Origin of the sequence: Paraburkholderia strydomiana (assembly GCF_031456815.1) — a bacterium.
Lineage (GTDB): Bacteria > Pseudomonadota > Gammaproteobacteria > Burkholderiales > Burkholderiaceae > Paraburkholderia > Paraburkholderia caledonica.
Genome location: NZ_JAVDVL010000016.1, coordinates 55,910 through 76,865, shown reverse-complemented (window position 1 = coordinate 76,865; position 20,956 = coordinate 55,910). Strand labels below are relative to the sequence as shown.

At 63.0% G+C, this 20,956-nt stretch carries 16 protein-coding genes; 5 read left to right on the top strand and 11 right to left on the bottom strand.

Annotated features, from left to right (window positions below; all coding sequences use genetic code 11):
* Positions 1-38: 38 nt before the first annotated feature.
* Genes treZ through treY form a run of 3 tightly spaced genes read left to right on the top strand, consistent with a single transcriptional unit; the run spans position 39 to position 7,026 of the window.
* Positions 39-1,958 (top strand): malto-oligosyltrehalose trehalohydrolase, encoded by a 1,920-nt coding sequence (treZ, locus tag J2W46_RS30045; protein ID WP_310358801.1) that lies wholly within the window; start codon positions 39-41, stop codon positions 1,956-1,958.
* Complete coding sequence (malQ, locus tag J2W46_RS30040; protein WP_310358798.1) at positions 1,955-4,174, top strand: 4-alpha-glucanotransferase; 2,220 nt, start codon at positions 1,955-1,957, stop codon at positions 4,172-4,174. Before treZ ends, malQ begins: the two co-directional genes overlap by 4 nt.
* Positions 4,171-7,026 carry a malto-oligosyltrehalose synthase gene (treY, locus tag J2W46_RS30035; protein ID WP_204523777.1) on the top strand — a complete coding sequence of 952 codons (2,856 nt, stop codon included), beginning with the start codon at positions 4,171-4,173 and terminating at the stop codon, positions 7,024-7,026. The genes malQ and treY overlap by 4 nt, the downstream gene beginning before the upstream one ends.
* A gap of 61 nt (positions 7,027-7,087) precedes the next feature.
* Here the strand turns inward: treY and J2W46_RS30030 are convergent, their stop codons facing one another.
* Both J2W46_RS30030 and J2W46_RS30025 read right to left on the bottom strand, forming a co-directional pair.
* On the bottom strand, positions 7,088-8,431 hold the full coding sequence (locus J2W46_RS30030; RefSeq protein WP_020071042.1) for a hemolysin family protein: 1,344 nt from the start codon (positions 8,429-8,431) through the stop codon (positions 7,088-7,090).
* Positions 8,432-8,523: 92 nt separating this feature from the next.
* Positions 8,524-9,327 carry a sensor histidine kinase gene (locus J2W46_RS30025; protein WP_310358792.1) on the bottom strand — a complete coding sequence of 268 codons (804 nt, stop codon included), beginning with the start codon at positions 9,325-9,327 and terminating at the stop codon, positions 8,524-8,526.
* Between the two features lie 183 nt (positions 9,328-9,510).
* Between J2W46_RS30025 and J2W46_RS30020 the strand changes: the two genes are divergently transcribed.
* A complete protein-coding gene (locus J2W46_RS30020; RefSeq protein ID WP_006047612.1) occupies positions 9,511-9,852 on the top strand; it encodes an FKBP-type peptidyl-prolyl cis-trans isomerase in 342 nt (113 codons plus the stop codon).
* 33 nt (positions 9,853-9,885) lie between these two features.
* A complete protein-coding gene (locus J2W46_RS30015) occupies positions 9,886-10,668 on the top strand; it encodes an AraC family transcriptional regulator (protein WP_204523775.1) in 783 nt (260 codons plus the stop codon).
* Between the two features lie 125 nt (positions 10,669-10,793).
* Here the strand turns inward: J2W46_RS30015 and J2W46_RS30010 are convergent, their stop codons facing one another.
* The 9 genes from J2W46_RS30010 to trpB form a co-directional block, all read right to left on the bottom strand.
* The gene (locus J2W46_RS30010) at positions 10,794-11,984 is read right to left on the bottom strand and encodes an O-succinylhomoserine sulfhydrylase (protein WP_204523774.1); all 1,191 of its coding nucleotides are present in this window, start codon (positions 11,982-11,984) and stop codon (positions 10,794-10,796) included.
* Positions 11,985-12,306: 322 nt separating this feature from the next.
* Positions 12,307-13,857 (bottom strand): amidophosphoribosyltransferase, encoded by a 1,551-nt coding sequence (gene purF / locus J2W46_RS30005; protein WP_020071046.1) that lies wholly within the window; start codon positions 13,855-13,857, stop codon positions 12,307-12,309.
* Between the two features lie 144 nt (positions 13,858-14,001).
* Complete coding sequence (locus J2W46_RS30000; RefSeq protein WP_020071047.1) at positions 14,002-14,496, bottom strand: CvpA family protein; 495 nt, start codon at positions 14,494-14,496, stop codon at positions 14,002-14,004.
* A 7-nt stretch (positions 14,497-14,503) separates the two neighbouring features.
* The gene (locus J2W46_RS29995; protein ID WP_310358786.1) at positions 14,504-15,463 is read right to left on the bottom strand and encodes an SPOR domain-containing protein; all 960 of its coding nucleotides are present in this window, start codon (positions 15,461-15,463) and stop codon (positions 14,504-14,506) included.
* A 29-nt stretch (positions 15,464-15,492) separates the two neighbouring features.
* Positions 15,493-16,803 carry a bifunctional tetrahydrofolate synthase/dihydrofolate synthase gene (gene folC / locus J2W46_RS29990; RefSeq protein WP_310358783.1) on the bottom strand — a complete coding sequence of 437 codons (1,311 nt, stop codon included), beginning with the start codon at positions 16,801-16,803 and terminating at the stop codon, positions 15,493-15,495.
* A 185-nt stretch (positions 16,804-16,988) separates the two neighbouring features.
* A complete protein-coding gene (gene accD / locus J2W46_RS29985; protein ID WP_012428630.1) occupies positions 16,989-17,861 on the bottom strand; it encodes an acetyl-CoA carboxylase, carboxyltransferase subunit beta in 873 nt (290 codons plus the stop codon).
* Between the two features lie 79 nt (positions 17,862-17,940).
* Positions 17,941-18,753, bottom strand: coding sequence for a tryptophan synthase subunit alpha (gene trpA, locus J2W46_RS29980; RefSeq protein WP_027805100.1), 813 nt, complete (start codon positions 18,751-18,753; stop codon positions 17,941-17,943).
* 50 nt (positions 18,754-18,803) lie between these two features.
* Positions 18,804-19,715, bottom strand: coding sequence for a DNA-methyltransferase (locus tag J2W46_RS29975; protein WP_310358780.1), 912 nt, complete (start codon positions 19,713-19,715; stop codon positions 18,804-18,806).
* A gap of 11 nt (positions 19,716-19,726) precedes the next feature.
* The gene (gene trpB / locus J2W46_RS29970; protein WP_020071052.1) at positions 19,727-20,920 is read right to left on the bottom strand and encodes a tryptophan synthase subunit beta; all 1,194 of its coding nucleotides are present in this window, start codon (positions 20,918-20,920) and stop codon (positions 19,727-19,729) included.
* Positions 20,921-20,956 lie beyond the last annotated feature (36 nt).

The following is a 20,956-nucleotide window of genomic DNA, read 5'->3' as shown; positions in this document are numbered from 1 at the left end:
GTGAGCAATCCGACAGCAAAACCGAATGGTGAAGAATCATGTCAGAAAATCCAATCGACCCACACGCGCATCATTACGCTCATTGCCTGCCGTTTGGCGCGCAATTGCTGGGTCCAAAAGGGACGAGCCCACGCACACGGTTTCGTTTCTGGGCGCCGTCGTGCAAAAGCGTTCAGGTTGAAATCGAGAACGGCCCCGCGAAAGGCGCGCATGAAATGACGCCGGCGGGAAACGGCTGGTTTGAAGCAAGCGTGGAAAGCGGCGCGGGCACGCTGTATCGCTTCCGTCTGGACGACGGCAATGCGGTGCCCGATCCGGCGTCGCGCTTCCAGCCGCAAGACGTGCATGGCCCGAGCGAAGTCATCGACCCGCGCGCGTATCGTTGGGAACATACGGACTGGCATGGCCGTCCGTGGGAAGAAACGGTGTTGTACGAGCTGCATGTCGGCGCAATGGGCGGCTATGCGGGCGTGCAGAAGCGCTTGCCGGCGCTCGCTGCGCTTGGCGTGACCGCCATCGAACTGATGCCGTTGAACGATTTTCCCGGCAAGCACAACTGGGGCTATGACGGCGTGCTGCCGTACGCGCCCGACTCCGCATACGGCCGTCCCGAAGAACTCAAAGCGCTGATCGACGCCGCCCACGGTCTCGGCCTGATGGTGTTTCTCGACGTGGTCTACAACCACTTCGGACCTGACGGCAACTACCTGCATGAATACGCGCGATCGTTTTTCCGCGAAGGCACGCATACGCCGTGGGGCCCGGCAATCGACTTCGACCGCACTGAAGTCAGCGATTTCTTCACGGACAACGCCATCTACTGGATCAACGAATATCGCATTGACGGGTTGCGTTTCGACGCCGTCCACGCCATCGACAATCACGCATGGCTGCGCGAGCTCTCCGACCATATCCGCGCGCACGTCCAACATGGCCGCCACGTGCATCTCGTGCTCGAAAACGAGCACAACAGCGCGAGCCTGCTCGAGACGCACTTCGACGCTCAATGGAACGACGACGCGCACAACACGCTGCACGTGCTGCTGACCGGCGAAACCGAAGGCTATTACCACGCCTATGAAGATCAGCCGATTCGGCGTCTCGCGCGCGTGCTGTCCGAAGGTTTTGCGTATCAAGGCGATCCGTCGCCGATTCATGACGGTGCGCCGCGCGGCGAATCGAGCGGGCATTTGCCGCCGACGTCGTTCGTCATGTTCCTGCAGAACCACGATCAGATCGGCAATCGCGCATTCGGCGAGCGCCTGCGCAAGCTGACTTCGGACGACGCATTGCGTGCGGCGACCGGGTTGCTGCTGCTGTCGCCGCAAATTCCGCTTTTGTTCATGGACGAAGAGTACGGCTCCACGCAGCCGTTCCTGTTCTTCACCGACTACACCGGCGATCTCGCCGACGCCGTGCGTGAAGGACGCCGCCGCGAGTTCGCGCGCTTCTCGTCGTTCAGCGATGAGAAACGCCGTGCGCAGATTCCCGATCCGAACGACGCCGGGACGTTCGCCGCATCGTCGCCGCCGGAGACCGCGACGGCACCCGCGCAGGACGACGAAGCGAAAGACCGGCTGGACTGGATGCACTTCTACAAGTCCGCGCTGGCGGTACGCGCAAAACTGATTACGCCGCGACTGAAACACGGCAAGGCGCTCGACGCAACGGTGCTGACCGACGAGAACGGCGCTGACGCGAATGCGTTGATTGCGCGCTGGAAACTCGGCGACGGCGAGACGTTGTCGTTCGCGCTCAATCTGTCGAAACAGAGTGTGCCGTTCAACGACGTGCCCGCGGGCAAGGTCATTTTCGAAACGCCGCCGCGCGTGCGCGAACAGATCGATGCGAACGTGTTGCCGCCGAATGCGTTCGTCGCATGGTTGACGGGCGACATCAACGACTACGCGAGCGGTCACGATGCGCGTGTTGTCGGCAAAGAGGAGCGCCGCACGTGAGTACCCGACGCCCTAACGACACGATAGCCACACTCGCGACGCGCGCCGGCTTCGAGGTGGAGTGGGAAGACGCGCATCGCAAGGTGCATCGTGTGCCCGAGAACACGCTTGCAGTGCTGCTCGAACGGATGGGCTTGCCATGCGGCAATGCCACGCAGATCCGCCAGAGCGCCGCCGCGCTCGAAGCCGAACTGTCGGGCCGCAAGCTGCCGCCGCTCATGACCGCTGAAGTCGGGCGCGGCATAGCATTGCCTGCGTCGGCGCTGAAGTCGGGCAGCCACTACCGGATCGAGCTGGAGAGCGGCTCGATCATCGACGGACGCTTTACCGCGCCCAAAGGCGAGCAGGCTTTGCTCGCGCCGATCGACGAACCCGGCTATCACACGCTCGTGATTCACGAACAGCGCGTCACGCTCGCGGTCGCGCCGTCGCGTTGCTATACCGTCGACGACGCGTGGCGCGCCTTGCGCAACGACGACGGCGGTGACGACGCCAGGACTCCGCCGCTATGGGGCATCGCCGCGCAGCTGTACGGCCTGCGACGCACCGGCGATGGAGGCATTGGCGATTATTCGGCGCTCTCGCAGTTTGCGACGCAAAGCGCGAAGCACGGCGTGCATGCGCTTGCCGTCAGCCCGACGCACGCCATGTTCAGCGCGGAGCCGAATCGCTTCAGCCCGTATTCGCCGTCGTCGCGTTTGTGGCTGAACGTCACGCACATAGATCCGGCCGCCGTGTTCGGAGCAGACGCTGCACGCGCCGCGATGGAGTCCGCGCAAGCCACCGACGCGTGGACGCAACTCGAAGCCTTGCCGCTGATCGACTGGCCGAACGCCGTGGTGCTGAAGCTGAAAGTCTTGCGCGCGCTGTTCGAGAATTTCTGCAGCCAGGAACGTGCGCAAGGCGGCAAGCAGGACACACCGCGCGCGCTGGAATTTCACGGATTCTGCGAACGCGCGGGACGTGCGCTCGAAGACCACGCGCGTTTCGAAGCGCTACAGGCAGCGCAACTCGCACAAGGCGGCAACGGTCATTGGCGAAACTGGCCTGAAGCCTTGCGCGATCCGCGCAGTCCAGAAGTCGATGCGTTCGCCGAAGCGAATCGCCATGAAGTCGACTTCCATCTGTTCCTGCAATGGCTCGCGGCCAAGGGGTTGTCGCACGCGCAGCACGCAGCGCGCGAGGCAGGTATGGCCGTCGGGCTGATCGCCGACCTCGCGGTGGGATGCGACAGCGCCGGCAGCCACGCGTGGTCGTATCGCGACGACATGCTGCAAGGCGTATCTGTCGGCGCACCGCCCGACCTGTTCAATCAGGCCGGTCAGAGCTGGGGACTCACCACCTTCTCACCGCGCGCGATGCGCACGCAGGGCTTCTCCGCTTTCATCGACATGTTGCGCGCCGCGTTCGCGCATGCCGGCGGCATTCGCATCGATCACATTCTCGGTTTGCGGCGTCTGTGGCTCGTGCCCGAAGGCGAAAGCGCGCGCGACGGCGCTTATCTGCGCTATCCGCTCGAAGACCTCTTGCGTCTTATCGCGCTCGAATCGTGGCGGCATCGCGCAATCGTGATCGGCGAAGATCTCGGGACCGTGCCGCCCGGCTTCCGCGAACGCCTCGACGATCATGGCATTGCCGGCATCCGCGTGCTGTGGTTCGAGCGTGACGAAGACGGCACCGGCTTCAAGCCGCCGCAGTCCTGGGACCGCAACGCGGTCGGCACCACCACGACTCACGATCTGCCGACCGTCGCCGGTTGGTGGCGCGGCAGCGACATTACGTGGCGCAACAAGATTGGGCAGACGACGGCGCGCGCCGACGGCCGCGATCCGGAAGAAGCGGCGCAGGAAGAGCGCGCAAGCGACCGCGCCGAATTGTGGCGCGCGTTCCAGCAAGCCGGCGTCGCCGCGCCCGATGTCGAAGCGCCGCCGCCCGAGAGCCCGCCCGTCGATGAAGCCCTCGCATTCGTTGCGGCGACGCCCAGCCCGCTCGTCACATTTCCGCTTGAAGACCTGCTCGGTCAGACCGACCAGCCGAACCTGCCCGGTTCGATCGACGAGCATCCGAACTGGCGCCGTCGCGGGAATCTGTCTGTAGACGAGATGTTTGAAGACGACAATTTCTGCGACAGGCTTCTCGCCGTCGATCGGGCCCGCAGCACCGCGACCGTTTCTAATCCATCAGCCAACACTTCTTCGGGGCCTGACACGCCATGACCGTCCCGCGCTCCACTCTTCGCCTCCAGTTTCACCGGGGCTTTACGTTCGACGACGCCGCGAAGCACGTCGACTACTTCGCGGCGCTCGGCATTAGCCATGTGTACGCGTCGCCCATTACCACGGCCGAGCCAGGCTCGATGCACGGCTACGACACCGTCGATTACACCCAGGTCAGCGCCGAATGCGGCGGCGAGGCAGGCTTGAAGCGCCTCGTCGACAAACTCCACGCGCGCGACATGGGCCTCATCGTCGACATGGTGCCGAACCATATGGGCGTCGGCGGATCGAGCAACGCGTGGTGGCTCGATATCCTTGAATGGGGGCGACATAGCGCCTATGCACGTCACTTCGATGTCGACTGGCATTCGCCCGATCCGGCTTTGCGCGGCAAGGTGTTGCTGCCGACACTTGGCGGCCCGTATGGCGATGAACTCGCGTCGGGCCGTATCGCGTTGCACTTCGCGGCAGATAGCGGACGCTTTTATGTCGGCTACGGGCCGCACGTCTTTCCGGTGTGTCCGACCGACTACGCGTCGATTCTGCAGAGCGCCGACCGCGCCGATCTCAGCGCACTCGCCGAACGCTTCCATGGACTGACGACGCAGCCCGCGGATCAGCCGCGTGCCGCCGAAGGGCGCGACGCTTTGCGTGAGTTCGTCGCGCAAAACGGCAAGTCGGCAATCGATTCCGTGATCCAGACGTATTCCCCCGAAGACCCGGTCACACGCGACCGCCTGCATCGGCTGCTCGAGCGTCAGCACTTCCGTCTCGCGTGGTGGCGCACCGCCGCCGACGAAGTCAACTGGCGGCGCTTCTTCGATATTTCGACGCTTGCCGCGGTGCGCGCCGAGCGGCCGGAAGTATTCGAAGCCGCGCATGCGCTGGTCTTTCGCCTGTATCAGGAAGGCACGATCGACGGTTTGCGGATCGACCACGTTGATGGACTCGCCGAGCCTCGCGAGTACTGTCAGCGGCTGCGGCAACGTCTGACAGAGTTACGCGACACCACGCCGTATGTAGTCGTCGAAAAGATTCTTGCGCGCGGCGAACCGCTGCGCGACGACTGGCCGGTGGACGGCACCACCGGCTACGACTTCATGAACGACGTGGGCGCGCTGTTGCACGACCCGGCGGGCGCAGAGCCGCTTGCGCAGGCGTGGACCGAACTCACGGGACGCAGCGCGAATTTTGCGGACGAAGCACTCGTCGCACGGCGCAAGGTTCTTGCGGAAAATCTTTCGGCGGAACTCGACCGCGCGGCGCGAGCGCTGCATCGCATTGCGCGCGACTCGCTCGCCACGCGCGATTACACCTTCACGACATTGCGCCGCGTGCTGACCGAACTGGTCGTACATTTTCCGGTGTACCGCATTTATCCGCAAAACGGTCTACGCAGTGCCGCCGACAATGTGTTCTTCGAGCAGGCGCTGGCCGGCGCGCGCGCGACGCTTTCTCGCGCCGATCATGGCGTTCTGGAGCGCGTCAATGCATGGCTCGGCGGCAGTGTGGACGAAGCGCCCGCAGGGCGTCATGGCCAGCAACAGCAAGGGCAGAACGGTGCACCGCCAAACCATGCGGGTTCGGCGCGGCGCACCGCGCAGACGCTGTTCTCGCAGTTGACTGCGCCGGTTGCCGCGAAGGCGGTCGAAGATACCGCGTGCTATCGCTACGGGCGGCTGTTGTCGCGTAACGAGGTGGGTGCCGATCCGGGAGAATTCGCGTTGTCGGTCGAGCAGTTTCATGCGGGCAATGTCGAGCGCTCACAGCGCTTTCCTTACGCAATGCTCGCAACGGCGACCCACGATCACAAGCGCGGCGAAGACGTGCGCGCACGGCTCGCGGTACTCAGCGAAATTGCGCACGAGTGGAGCGCGACCTCGCGTGCATGGTCGACGTTGAATGCGCCGCACCGGCGTTCGCCTGAAGGCACGCCGATCAGCAGCGTTGCACAGGACACTAGCTACGACTGGGCGCCCGGCCCCGCCGCTGAAGCGATGCTGTATCAGACGCTGGTCGGTTGCTGGCCACCGGACCTGAAGCCGGACGACGAAGCGGGCGTCAAGGCATTGGCTGAGCGCGTCGCGCAGTGGCAACTCAAAGCACTGCGCGAAGCCAAGCTGCAGACCAACTGGTTCGCACCCGACGAAGCATATGAAGCCGGTTGCCGCGACTTCCTGTTCGACATCATGGCGCCGCAGCGGCGCGACGGCTTCCTAAAGGAGTTGGCCGCGTTCGTCGCGCGGATTTCACGCGCCGGCGCGGTCAACAGTTTTCAGCAGACTGTCTTGCGGCTCGCATCGCCTGGGATTCCGGATCTTTATCAAGGTACCGAGTTGTGGGATTTCAGTCTCGTCGATCCGGACAATCGCCGGCCCGTCGATTTCGAGCAGCGTGCGACCTGGCTTGCCCAGGCGCCGCCTTCGGAGTTTCTGTCGACGTGGCGTAATGGACGTGTGAAGCTCGCCGTCGTGCAGCGAGTGCTTGCATTGCGTGCGCATCTGCCGGAGTTGCTGAGCCAGGGCACCTACCTGCCGCTGACTGTGCGGGGCGCGCATGCGTCGAATGTGATTGCGTTCGCGCGGCGACATGGGAATGCGTGGGCTGTCGTCATAGCAAGCCGGCTCGCGGCCGGCTTGCTCGGCGAAGAAGGCGATCTGCCGATGGTCGATCCGGAGAAATGGCAAGACACGGCGGTCGAGATGCCGGCGGATCTGTCAGCGCGAGCGTTGTTCGACTGGCTGAGTCCGGCTGCGCCGAAGGTCGATGAAAACGGCTTGCTGTATTTGCGCGATGCCCTTGCGGCAATGCCGATTGCAGTGCTCGTCGAGGACGGCGTGCCGCGCAATTGAGAGCGGGCGTGATTGCCGGCTTGCCGAACCGGAACGAAGGCGGTGTTGGAGTCGTGAGACTCTAGCCGCCTTCGTCGTCGAAGACTTTGGGGTACACGCGCACCAGCACGATGCGCGGACCCTTCATCTTTTTCACGACGACGTCGAAGCGATCGAATTCGACTCGCTGCCCTTCTGTAGGCAGATCGTTGAGCGCCTGAATGACGAGGCCGCCAACCGATTCGGCCTTGCCTTCATCGATGTCGATACCCAACGCGCGCTCCAGCGACACGACCGGCAAGCTACCCTTGCCCATCAACGTGCCGTCGTCCATGCGAGTCCAGTCGGCGTCGCCCTGACGGAATTCGTCGTGAATCTGGCCGACCAGCGCGCCGAGCAGGTTGTCGAGCGTGAGGAAACCGATAGGCTTCGAGTTCTTGTGACCGACCAGCGCGAAGTGCGGCGCACCCTTGCGGAAGCGGCGAAACAGTTCGAGCGCCGGCATTTCCGGCTTGACGTATTGAACTGGGCGCGCGTACTGCGAGAGATCGTCGAGCGTACTGCCGGCGTGGCGGGCCAGCAGCAGGTCCTTCAAATGGATCATGCCGGCTACGCGCTCGCCTGAGGCGTCTTCGAACAATGGGTAGCGGCTAAAGCGATGCCGCGCCACAACCTGCATGTTCTCGCGCAGCGGCAAGTCGAGCCGCAAGCCGATCATTTCATACGACGGCCGCATCAGGTCGGACACCGTCATGCGCGAAAAGTCCAGCGAATGCGCAATGGTGTTCCACTCGTCCTGGCTATACGCGTCTTCCGGCGCGCCGCGTTCCGATGCAACGTTGGTGCGGCGGCTACGCAGAATCAGCTTCAGCTCGTCGGTGGAATAGTGGGAGTCGTGTGCATGGTCGGCGTTCAGACCGGCGAGCCTCAGCACCGCATTGGCGCTTGTGTTGAGCACCCAGATGGCCGGATACATTGCCCAATAAAAGCCGTACAGCGGCGTGGCGGCCCACAGAGAAACCTTCTCCGCTTCGCGAATTGCGAGCGACTTCGGCGCAAGTTCTCCCACCACGATATGCAGAAACGAAATACACGAAAACGCGAAGAAAAGCGAAATGCCGTGGATCAGTTTCTCGGATTCCACGCCGGCGAGGCTGAAAAGCGGCGTGAGCAGTTCGGCAAACGCAGGCTCGCCGATCCAGCCCAGGCCGAGCGACGCGAGCGTAATGCCCAACTGACAGGCCGACAGATAAGCGTCGAGGCGGCCATGCACCTTGGCGAGCAGACGTCCGCGCATGCCGTGCCTTTCGGCGAGGCTCTGCACGCGCGTCTGCCGCAGTTTGACCAGGCCGAATTCGGCCGCAACAAAGAAACCGTTCAGGGCGACGAGAAACAACGCACCGATAAGGGCGACAACCTGGATCAAAGCGGAGGGCTCCGGCGACAAAAGTTGTCAGTATAGAGGTTGAAAGCTCGCCGAAAAGTTAATCGCGAACAACACGTGCAAGGCGCGGCCGTTCATCGGGGCGACGAAGCGCTCAACGGAACACGCAAAGCGAGCGCGGCCGGCGCGGTTTCAGTGGCGTCATGCTGGTCGAAGCTGCCGCCGTGCGCCTGCGCGACACGCTTGCAGAGCGCAAGTACCCATGCGATGCGGTTAGCTTCCCGCGTTTCCCGGGCCTGCTTGCGCGCGAACGCTTCGAGCACATGAGGCAGCGACGGATCGTCCAGTGCGGCGCTCGTCTGGTACGTGACAGCCGCATGCCAGCTGGTCGCATCCGCGCGCGATTCCAGCGTGACAGTCGCGCCTTCTGCGCTGGATTCGACGGCAAACGTGAGCATCAGCCACAGCGCAGCGGCAAGACGCTCGCGATCGCCATTCAGTTGCTCGGTGGCGAGCTGCGAGTTGATCGCGATCTCCACGCGTCGCGAACGCGCGAGTGCCGAGCGTATTTCTTCGGCGGTTTCATCGAGCAGCGGATGAAGCGGGAACGGCTCATAAACGAGCGCGAGCGTTTTGGTTTCGGCGCGCGTGGCGTCGACAATCGTTTCGAGCAGCTTGACCTGCTGATCGACGCCATTGCGGATGCCGGTGACCGCGCGCTGCGAATTGGGATCGTTGGCGTCGAGCTTGCGTTCGAGCACGTAAGCCCAGCTATGGATAGCGTTCAACGGACCACGCAGATCGTGCGATACCAGCGAGAGCACGTGGTCGCGCATGAACAGCGCGGTTTCAGCGCGCAAATGCGCGGTGCGTTCGGATACGGCGAAGCCGGAAGTCACCGGTTGTGCGCCAGCGGATCCGGTTGAAGACGTTGTCACGATCGACCTCTCTGGCAATGCATCATGATTGGGGAGCCCCATTATAGGCATGCCGCCGGGCGTCACCACCCTGGCCGGATGGACGGCTGGAACGCAATCGTCGTGCCACGCGGCATTGTTCGACCGCACCACGTCAACGCGCCTACAATGTCGGTTTCACGTTTTTGAACTGAGGAGCGACATATGTCGACTGTGACTACCGAATCCGGCTTGAAGTATGAAGACATCGTTGAAGGAACGGGCGCGGAAGCGGTTGCTGGCAAGACCGTCAGCGTGCACTACACCGGCTGGCTGACCGATGGCCAGAAGTTCGACTCGAGCAAGGACCGCAATGATCCGTTTGCGTTCGTGCTGGGCGGCGGCATGGTCATCAAGGGCTGGGACGAAGGCGTGCAAGGCATGAAGGTCGGCGGAACGCGCAAGCTGACCATTCCGCCGCAACTCGGCTACGGCGTGCGTGGTGCAGGCGGCGTGATTCCGCCCAACGCGACGCTCGTGTTCGAAGTCGAATTGCTCGACGTCTAAATCGTCGTTGCTGTTCGCCATGGCGCCTTTCCGATGACGCACGCCGCTGTTACCGCACCGAGCGTTTCGCTGCGCCGCTTCGAGGCGGCGCAAGCGTCGGACGTGCACGACTTTCACCAGGTCGTACTCGGGCTCCATGGCGCGATGGTGATGTCTGTGGACGGTGTCGCGCAACGCATCGACGCACACTGCGCCTGGCTCATTCCCGCAGGCGCACGGCACGATTACGCGGGCCTCGGCGAGAACCGGCAGCTTGTGCTGGATCTTCCGGCTACGACGCTCGCTGTGCCGGAGCGTCTGTTCGACCGTGCGCGAGCCGTCGCCGTCGACGCGCCGCTTACCGACCTTATTCAGCGCATTGCGTCACGGGCCGCGAACGGTGCGCCGGCGGACGATCTCGACGCCCGTCGTTTCCATTGGGATGCTGCCGCACGTCTGGGCGCGGCGCTGGTGGCGGGCGCGGCGATGAAATGCACCGACGCCGACGCGCCTGCCGCGGGACTCGACTTCGCGAGGATCGACCGCTGGCTGCGCGCGCATTTATCAGAGCCGCTACGTATCGCCGATCTCGCCGCGCATTGCGGCTTCGGCATGCGGCGGTTTCACCAGCTTTTTATAGAAGCGTTCGGCGAAACGCCGCATCGCTATTTGCAGCGGCTGCGGCTCGATACGTCGCTCACGCTACTCGCCGATCCGCGGCTTTCGCTGACTGACATTGCGTTGGACATCGGCTTCGGCGATCAAAGCGCTTATACGCACGCGTTCACGCGACGGTTTGGTCTCGCGCCCGGTCAATGGCGCGCGTTGCGGCATTGAGCGTCGCGCAGTTGAGCGTTGACCCAATGACGCGGTGACACGCCACGCTTTGGGGCATGAAAAAGGCGCGCTGACCGACCATCTCAGCGCGCCATGTACCACTCTTTTCGATAACGCAGACTGCCTCAGCCTGCCAGACCGCGCTCCAGATCGGCGCGGATATCCGCTGCGTTCTCCAGCCCCACGGCGAGTCGAATCAAGCCTTCCGTAATGCCTGCAGCAGCGCGCGCCTCGGGCGTCACGCGGCCATGCGTTGTCGTCGCCGGATGGGTGATGGTCGTGCGTGTGTCGCCGAGATTGCCGGTGATCGAGCAGATTTTCGTGCTGTCGATTACGCGCCACGCGTTCGCTCGCATCTGTTCCGGCGTGTCGCCCTTCAACTCGAACGAGACGATCGCGCCGCCCGCCTTCTGCTGACGCATGGCCAGCGCGTGTTGCGGATGCGATTCGAGGCCAGGATAAAACACGCGCTTTATGGCGGGATGGTCATCGAGCCAGCGTGCAATTTCGAGCGCGTTCGCCGACTGCTTTTCGACGCGCAGCGACAGCGTTTCCATGCCCTTGAGCAACACCCATGCGTTGAAGGCGGACAAGGTCGGCCCGGCGCTCCGCACGAACGGAAACACCTTTTCCATGATGAACTTCTTCGAGCCGACCAGCGCGCCGCCCAGCACACGCCCTTGGCCGTCGAGGAACTTGGTGGCCGAATGCATGACGACGTCGGCGCCAAGCTTCAGCGGCTGTTGCAACGCCGGGCTGCAGAAACAGTTGTCGACCACGAACAACGCATTGGCGGCTTTGGCGATCTTGCTGATTGCTTCAATGTCGGCAACCTCGGTCAGCGGATTCGACGGCGTTTCGAGGAAGAACATCTTCGTCTCCGGACGCACGGCGTTTTTCCACGCGTCCAGATTCGTCGGATCGACAAACGTGGTGGTAATGCCGAACTTGCTGAAAATCTGCGAGAACATGCCGAGCGTGGAACCGAACAACGCCTGCGAACTGACCAGGTGGTCGCCCGCTTGCAGCGTGGACATCACGACGGACATGATCGCGGCCATTCCCGAAGCAGTCGCCATGCACGCTTCGCCGCCTTCGAGCGCTGCCAGACGGTCCTGGAACATCGAGACGGTCGGGTTGGTGAAGCGCGAATACGTGTAATAGTCCTCGGAATTCTTGAAGCGCTCGGCGGCGTCCGCTGCGCTCGCGAAGACGAAGCTCGACGTCAGGAATATCGCTTCCGAATGCTCGTTGAAGTCGCTGCGCACCGTGCCCGAGCGGACTGCCAGCGTATCGAAGTTCAGGGAGTCGTCCATGTTCGTTGTGGTTTCCAATGTTCCATGACTGCGTTCGGTGCGCGGCTAGTTGCGGTTGTATGCAGCGAAACCGCGGCCGAACGGCAGCAACAAAAAAGCCCGCTTCTGTGCCGGCGCTTTTGCGTCGGTACAAGCGGGCTTCATATGCGGGGGAAAGCTGGAGCGGAGGCGGATGGTTGCGGCTTGTCCACCATTCGCTTTAGCTGTTTTGGGTTGCCCCGCGTCCGCAAGCTGAGATCAAATCGACGCAAGCTGCCATGCTAACACGCTCGCGGCGCGGCGTGCAGCGAGGCGCGCCATGCCGCGAACGCCAGCGCTGAACTCAGCCCACCGACAACTGCAAATGCAGCTGCGAGCGCGCTGGGCCGCCGCCGTCGATCGCTTCGCTCGCAGCGTCGCGATCCGACTGCGAAGACGGTGCGAGACGCGCGGTTTCGATGCGGTCGAGATACTCCGTGGTCACGTCGCCGGTCACGTAGTTGCCGTCAAAACACGACGCTTCGAACTCCTTCAGCGCCGGGTTAATGTCGCGAACGGCTTGCTTGAGCGCGTCGACGTCCTGATAGACGAGATGGTCCGCGCCGATCATGCGTGCCACTTCTTCGTCCGAACGGCCATGAGCGACGAGCTCGCCGCGCGTCGGCATGTCGATACCGTAGACGTTCGGGAATTTCACCGGCGGCGCGGCCGAAGCAAAAATCACCTTGTTCGCGCCGGCGTCGCGCGCCATCTGCACGATTTCATGCGAGGTGGTGCCGCGCACGATCGAGTCGTCCACGATCAGCACGTTTTTGCCCTTGAACTCGATGCCCATGGCATTCAGCTTCTGGCGCACCGACTTTTTGCGCACCGCCTGGCCCGGCATGATGAACGTGCGGCCGACATAACGGTTCTTGAAGAAACCTTCGCGATACTCGACGCCCAGCTTCTTCGCGACCTGCATTGCGGCCGGACGGGACGAATCGGGAATCGGCATCACGACGTCGATTGCGACGTCAGGCAGCTCGCGCCGGATCTTCTCGGCGAGATAGTCACCCATGCGCAGACGCACGTTGTAGACCGGCACGCCGTCGAGCACCGAATCCGGACGCGCCAGATACACGAGCTCGAAAATGCACGGGTTCAAGCTGGGGTTCGTCGCGCACTGCTGCGAATGCAGATTGCCTTCGATGTCGATGAAAATCGCTTCGCCCGGCGCGATATCGCGGACGAACTCGAAGCCGATACCTTCGATCGCCACCGACTCCGACGCGAGAATCCATTCGACGCCTTCCGCCGTTTCCTGCTTGCCGAGGCAAAGCGGGCGAATGCCGAACGGGTCGCGGAAGCCGAGCAGCCCGTAGCCGGCGATCAGCGAAACAATCGCATACGAACCGCGCACCCGGCGATGCACACCCGACACGGCCTTGAAGAGCGCAGCCGGATCCAGTTGCAGGCCCGAGCTCGAAAGCTGCAATTCGTGCGCGAGCACGTTGAGCATGACTTCCGTGTCGGAATTCGTGTTGATGTGGCGGCGATCGATGCGGAACATCTCATCTTTCAGCTGCTGCCAGTTGGTCAGATTGCCGTTGTGCGCGAGGATGATGCCGAACGGCGCGTTCACGTAGAACGGCTGGGCTTCTTCTTCGCTCGACGCCGAGCCGGCGGTCGGGTAGCGCACCTGGCCGATGCCGGTGTTGCCCGGCAGGCTGCGCATGTTGCGCGTGCGGAACACGTCGCGCACCATGCCGTTGGCCTTGTGCATGTGGAAATTGCTGCCGTTCGCCGTGGCGATGCCGGCGGCGTCCTGACCGCGGTGCTGCAGGAGCAGCAGGCTGTCATAGATCAGCTGGTTGACCGGAGAATGGGAAACTACGCCTACGATGCCGCACATGGCATGTCCTTCAAAGGTACGAAATTCGTCAGAGCGGCCGGTGCCTCGCAAGCGCACGATATGACGCGCGGGTTCGCGACATGATGTAGAGGCAGCCGGTTTGAGCCGGATTCCTGCGGCGTTCCTTAGACACTCAATTGCTCGTCACACGCGGACGTAGGCAGCGAGCGTCTCCGGAAGCAGCGGTTTCATTACGTGCACGCCCTCTACCGCATATGGCCGCAGCAAGGCGTTGCGCCAGAATTCCTGTTGGGGCAATTCGGTCAAGCCTGCGAGGGCGACCAGAATCAGCACCAGAACGACCCCACGCACGAGGCCGAACATCAAACCGAGCGAGCGGTCCACGCCGCTCAGGCCGGTAGCCTGCACGATGCGGCCAAGCAGCGCGTTCAGCACGCTCGCCACCAGCACCACACCGATCGCCACCAACGCGAAGGCCAGCAGCCACTGTGTCAACGCGCCGCCCGGCCACGTGGACGGGATATACGGCACGACATAACCGACGAAGCGGCAAGCAATGAAAAACGCCGCAATCCAGCCGATAAGCCCGAACACTTCGGACAAAAACCCGCGCCACGTGCCGCGCAAGGCCGACAAACCGATCACCGCCATTACAGCGTAGTCGAAGGCAGTGAACATCGCTCGCTTACTGTGCAGCGCCGTTGTTCGCGCCCGACGACAAGCCGGCCTCACGAACCTTTGCAATTGCGGCACTCGCCGCTGCCCGGTCCGCAAACGGGCCGGCACGCAAAAGTGTGAGCGTTGTGCCGTCAGCCTGTTTCCGATGTTCGGTATATGCGGGCACTCCGGCCGCTTTCAACTTGGTTGCCCAACTGCGCGCATTCGCTTCGTTTGCAAAAGCGCCGAGCTGCACAGCGAAACGGCTGCCCGGCGGCGACGCCGGCGTTCCCGAATTCGCGTCCGTATTGGCGACGGCGTTGGATTCCTCCGCCGATGGCGCGGCGGACGTTGCATTGCTGTGCGGTGCCGGCTTGCTGGCCGGCTTCGCGGCAACGGCTGGCGCCGCGGTGGCTGGCGCAGGTGCAGGCGCGGCGTTGGCGGCAACGGCGGGTGCCTGCGGCTTCACAGCCGGCTTGGCGGCGGGCGCAGGATTCGTGCTCGCTTCCGCCGGCTTGGCGTCCTGCTTTGCTTCCTGCGTCGCGTTCTTCTTTGCGCCGCCTGACTGCGTTTGCGCAGACGAAGTAGCGGGCGCGAGGCCTGAAGCCGCGAGCGCTGAGTCGGGCGTCGGATTGTCCGGCGCTACGCCAGCCTGAGTGTCTTCCTCGCGCCGCGCGAGCTTGGGCGCCGGGCGACTCGGAATGTCGATGGAGATGTCGTCTGTGACAGGCTTCGGATGCGAGTCGAGCACCATGGGCAGCACGACCACCGCCGCTACGACCATTGCGATTGCACCAACCAGCCGACGCCGCGCGCGCTGCTTTTCGGGCAACGTGGGGTCGAGCAGCATCGCATCGGCGTCGACGGTGCGCTCCGTGCGGCGGGTTCGCCGCTCCACGCGCTCGCTACGGGCAGCCCGGGTGGAACTGGTGTTTGCGTCGCGCCGGCTGGGCGCGTCGTCTTTCTTGCCGAACGAGAAAATTCCCATGAATCGCTTGGTTCGAGCGTGGCGCCCGTTCAGTGTTGCTGCGATTTACGGTAGGCCATAACGCCGGCTACCGTATAGAAACTGCCGAAAACCACGATTCTATCATTCTCTGACGCCCGCTTTAGCGCATCTTGGTACGCCTCGGCAGGCGTGGCGTAGCGCGTCACGGTGCTGTCGGCGCTGTCGCCCACGCCTTGCGCGTGCAAGGCGGCTTCCAGTTCTTCCGCCGATGCCGCTCGCGGCGTCGGCAAATCGGTCACACACCAGTGGTCGATCTCGCCCTTCAGATGCGCGAGCACGCCGGCAATATCCTTATCGCCCATCATGCCGAACACCCCGTACGTGTACGGAAAGAAGCCCATGTTGCCGAGATTCTGGCTCAGCACGGCGGCCGCATGTGGATTGTGGCCGACGTCCAGCACGACTGCCGGTTTGCCCGGCAGGACCTGGAAACGTCCGGGCAATTCGACGTTCGCGAGACCGAGCCGGATGTCCTGGGCCGAGACCGGCAGACGGTCGCGGAGTGCCTCCAGCCCGGCCAGCGCCGCGGACGTATTGATCAACTGATTCGCGCCGCGCAGCGCCGGATAGGCGAGCGCGGACCGCCGCAGCGTCGGGCCGACGTAGCTCCATTGCTGGCGCTCGCTGCCGGCCTGCCCTTCGTAGCGGAAATCGCGGCCGAACAACCACAAATCGGCGCCAATCTGGTCGGCATAGTCGATCAGCGTTTGCGGCGGGACCGGGTCCGCGCAGATCGCCGGCTTGCCCGCCCGGAAAATGCCAGCCTTCTCGAGCGCGATTTTCTCTCGCGTGTCGCCGAGGTATTCCGTGTGGTCGATGTCGATGCTCGTGATGATCGCGCAATCGGTGTCCAGAATGTTCACCGCGTCGAGGCGGCCACCCAGACCGACTTCGAAAATCACCGCGTCCAGTCCGCGCGACGCAAAGAGGCTCATGATCGCCAGCGTCGTGAATTCGAAGTAAGTGAGCGAGACCGGCTCGGCAAGGCTCGTCCGTGCGGTTTCGACCTTTTCAAAGTGCGACAGCAGCTCGGCGTCGCTCGCCATCTCGCCGTTTATCCGCGCGCGCTCGTTGAACGACAGCAAATGCGGAGAAGTATGACAACCCACGGTAAAACCGGCGCGCAGCAGGATCGATTCGAGGATCGCGCACGTCGAGCCCTTGCCGTTCGTTCCGCCGACCGTGATCACCGGGCACGCGAACGACAGTTCCATCGCGTCGCGCACCTGACTGATGCGCGTGAGACCCATGTCGATGCCGACCGGATGCGCGGATTCAAGGTGCGTGAGCCACGCGTCGAGGGTGGGGAATGTGGTCATCGGGTGAATCGCGAGAAAATCATTGAGCGGTGCGACGAACATGCGCGGGACGGCACATGGTGCTGCAGGTGAGACCGTGATTATCCCGGAAATGGCAGCGCGCCGCTTGACTGCTCACGCGGCGCGCTGTTCTTACTGCATTTCAACGAGGACGGTGTTCGACGGGCGTTCCCGTCAAGCGCTGCTTACGCGACGGCGTCCGCCGGCTGATGGCTCAGCAACGCCATCAATTGAGCGAGTTCTTCCCGCAGCTTGCGACGGTCCACGATCATGTCGATGGCGCCCTTCGTCAGCAGGAACTCGGCGCGCTGGAATCCTTCCGGCAGTTTTTCACGCACGGTTTGTTCGATCACACGCGGGCCGGCGAAGCCGATCAGCGCCTTCGGTTCCGCGATCACGACGTCGCCGAGGAACGCAAAACTCGCCGAGACACCGCCCATGGTCGGGTCGGTCAGCACCGAGATGAAGGGTAGCTTGGCTTCGGCCAGCTTGGTCAGCATGGCGGTGGTTTTCGCCATTTGCATCAGCGAGAGCAGGCTTTCCTGCATCCGCGCGCCGCCCGAAGCGGTGAAGCAGATGAACGGCACTTTTTGCTCGAGCGCGTTCTGGGCGCCGCGCGCGAAGCGCTCGCCGACCACCGAGCCCATCGAGCCACCCATGAACGAGAATTCGAAGCAGGCCACGACGACTGGCAGCGTGTGGATCGCGCCGCCCATGACGACCATTGCGTCGGTTTCGTCGGTGTCGTCCATGGCTTCTTTCAGGCGGTCCGGGTACTTGCGGCTGTCTTTGAACTTGAGCGCGTCGACCGGGACGATTTCCTGACCGATTTCGTAGCGGCCTTCAGGATCCAGCAAACCGTCCAGCCGCTCGCGCGCGCCGATACGCATGTGGTGATCGCACTTCGGGCAAACGTGCAGATTCGCCTCGACGTCGTTGCGGTACAGCACGGCTTCGCACGACGGGCACTTGATCCACAGGCCTTCCGGAATCCCCTTGCGGTTCTTCGGGTCGGTTTGTTTGATTTTCGGCGGCAGCAGCTTATCGAGCCAGCTCATATTCAATCCTTCTGGGGTCAACGGTCGAGCAAACGGCGGGATAAACCCGCCGCTCGCACTACAGACGACAAAATTACTGTTATCGGGCGGTCGCGACGCTATCTAGCGCTTCGCGCACTTCGGCGACGAAGCGTGTGAGCGTCCCAGCGGCGGCTTCGGGAGCCGTCTGCTCGAGCAATTGCACGATACGGCTGCCGATCACAACGGCGTCGGATACTTCGGCCACGAGACGCGCCGTTTCGGCGTCACGGATGCCAAAACCGACGCCCACCGGCAAGGGCACGCGCGACTTGATCGCCGGGATTTTACTCGCGATGCTGGAAACGTCCAGATTTGCCGCTCCGGTCACGCCTTTCAACGAGACGTAATAGACGTAGCCGCTGGCTATTTTGCCGACTTCCGCGATACGTTCGTCGGTCGACGTGGGCGCCAGCAAAAAGATCGGGTCGATGCCCGCGGAGCGCATTTTTTCGGCGAAGTTAGCGCATTCTTCCGGCGGATAGTCGACTACCAGCACACCGTCGACGCCCGCTTCCTTCGCTGCCTTCGCAAAGGCTTCCGCACCCATGCGTTCGATGGGATTGGCGTAGCCCATCAGCACGACCGGCGTGGTGTCGTTGGTCTCGCGGAAGCGTTTCACGTCGGCGATCACGTGGCGCAGCGACACGCCGTGTGCGAGCGCCCGCTCGGACGACTGCTGGATGACCGGACCGTCCGCCATTGGGTCGGAAAACGGCACGCCGAGCTCGATCACATCGGCGCCGCCGGCGGCAAGCGCGTGCATGAATTCGACCGTGCGGGCTGGATCCGGATCGCCGGCCGTCATGAACGGAATCAGGCCTTTTTTACCTTGCGCTGACAGCGCGTCGAACGTGTTCTTGATACGGGACATGGAGTTATTCTCGATTAAGCTACTGCTGCGCTGGCGCTCGGCGCGTTGCGTCATTGAACTTCGGTTTGCCGCTGAGCCTTGGGTTTGGCCGGCCGACGCGTTGCGGGCACGGAAGCAGCCGCGCTCACGCGTTCGCGCGCTATCGCGCAGTAACTTTCATTGATCTCATAGCCGACGAATTCGCGCTGCTGACGGGCGCAAGCGACTGCGGTGGTGCCGCTGCCCATGAAAGGATCGAGCACGCGGCCGCCCTTCGGACAACTTGCCAGCACCATTCGCTCGACAATTTCCAAAGGCTTTTGCGTGGGATGATCGACGCGCTCGGCGTGTTGCCGGTGCAGCCTCGATACAGACCAGACGTCCTTTGGATTATAGCCAAGCTCCAGCCACTTACTGCCCTCGAACAACTTACGCGAACGCGCCTTCTTCGTGACTGCATCGTACGGGATGCGGACGGGATCGAGGTCGAAATAGTAATCTTTCGACACCGCGAAAAAGCCGATGTTGTCATGCACCGAAGTAAATCGGCGCACCGTTCCGCCCATGCTCGGCACACGCCGGTCCCAGATGATCTCGTTGATCATCGTGAGCTTCGTCTTCAGGAAGCTGAAGATTTCCGGCGCGTACTGCCACGTGCAAAAAATATAAAGCGAGCCCGACGGCTTGAGCTTCGGGATTGCCAGCTCAAGCCATCCACGCGTCCAGGCGAGAAAATCGTCGCCGGTTCGCATGTCGGAGTCGTTGCCGTAATCCTTGCCGAGCCCATATGGCGGATCGCATAGGATCAGGTCGATCGACCCGTCGGGAATGTTCGCTACATCGGTCAGAAAATCGCGGTTCAACAACTGGATGCCCGCAGGCACCTGCGGCAAAAGCAGAGCAGGTGCCCCGGGCGTCAGAGGCTCGCCGGCCGGCGGTATTTCAGTGGTCGCCGGTTGCGGCTCGTCGAACTCGTCACGCATCGGTGCGGTGCTCAGAACTGGATGCCCGATCGCTCGGCGACCGTGTGCATGTCCTTGTCGCCGCGGCCCGACAAGTTCACCAGAAGGTGCTTGTCCTTGGGCAGCGTCGGCGCGAGCTTCGTGGCGTAAGCCAGCGCGTGGCTGGACTCCAGCGCCGGAATGATGCCCTCGATGCGGCAGCAGTCGTGGAACGCCTTGAGCGCTTCTTCGTCGGTGATACCAACGTATTGGGCGCGGTTAATCTCTTTTAGCCACGCATGCTCAGGGCCGACGCCCGGATAATCGAGGCCCGCCGAGATCGAATGTGTCTCGATGATCTGCCCGTTCTCGTCCTGAAGCAGATAAGTACGGTTGCCGTGCAGAACCCCTGGACTGCCGCCAATCAGCGAGGCGGCGTGACGGCCCGACTCGATGCCGTCGCCCGCCGCTTCCACGCCGATGAGCTCGACCGCGGTGTCGTCGATATACGGGTAAAAAATGCCCATAGCGTTCGAACCGCCGCCGACGCACGCGATCACCGCGTCCGGCTGCCGCCCGATGAGTTCGGGCATCTGCACTTTGCACTCGTCGCCGATCACACGCTGGAAGTCGCGCACCATCATCGGATAAGGATGCGGCCCCGCCACCGTGCCGATGATATAGAACGTGTTTTCGACGTTCGTCACCCAGTCGCGCATTGCTTCGTTCAGCGCGTCCTTCAGCGTGCGCGACCCCGACTCCACTGGCACAACCGAAGCGCCGAGCAGCTTCATCCGGTAGACGTTCGCGGCCTGGCGGCGCACGTCCTCGGCGCCCATGTAGACCACGCATTCCATACCGAAACGCGCGGCGATGGTCGCCGTGGCGACGCCGTGCTGGCCGGCGCCGGTTTCGGCGATCACGCGCGGTTTGCCCATGCGCTTGGCCAGCAATGCCTGGCCGATCACGTTGTTGATCTTGTGTGCGCCGGTGTGGTTAAGGTCTTCGCGCTTGAGGAAAATCTGCGCGCCGCCCAGCAGTTCGCTCCAACGCTGCGCGTGGTAAATCGGCGAGGGCCGACCAACGAAGTACTTCAATTCGCGCTCGTATTCGGCGACGAACTCCGGGTCTTTCTGGAATTTCTCGTAGGCAGCACGCAGCTCGTCGAGCGCGTGGACCAGCGTTTCAGCGACGAACACGCCGCCAAACTGGCCGAAATGGCCTCTTTCGTCAGGCAAGTTGTACATGGTGATCACTCATATCTGGCGCGCGGCATTTTGGGG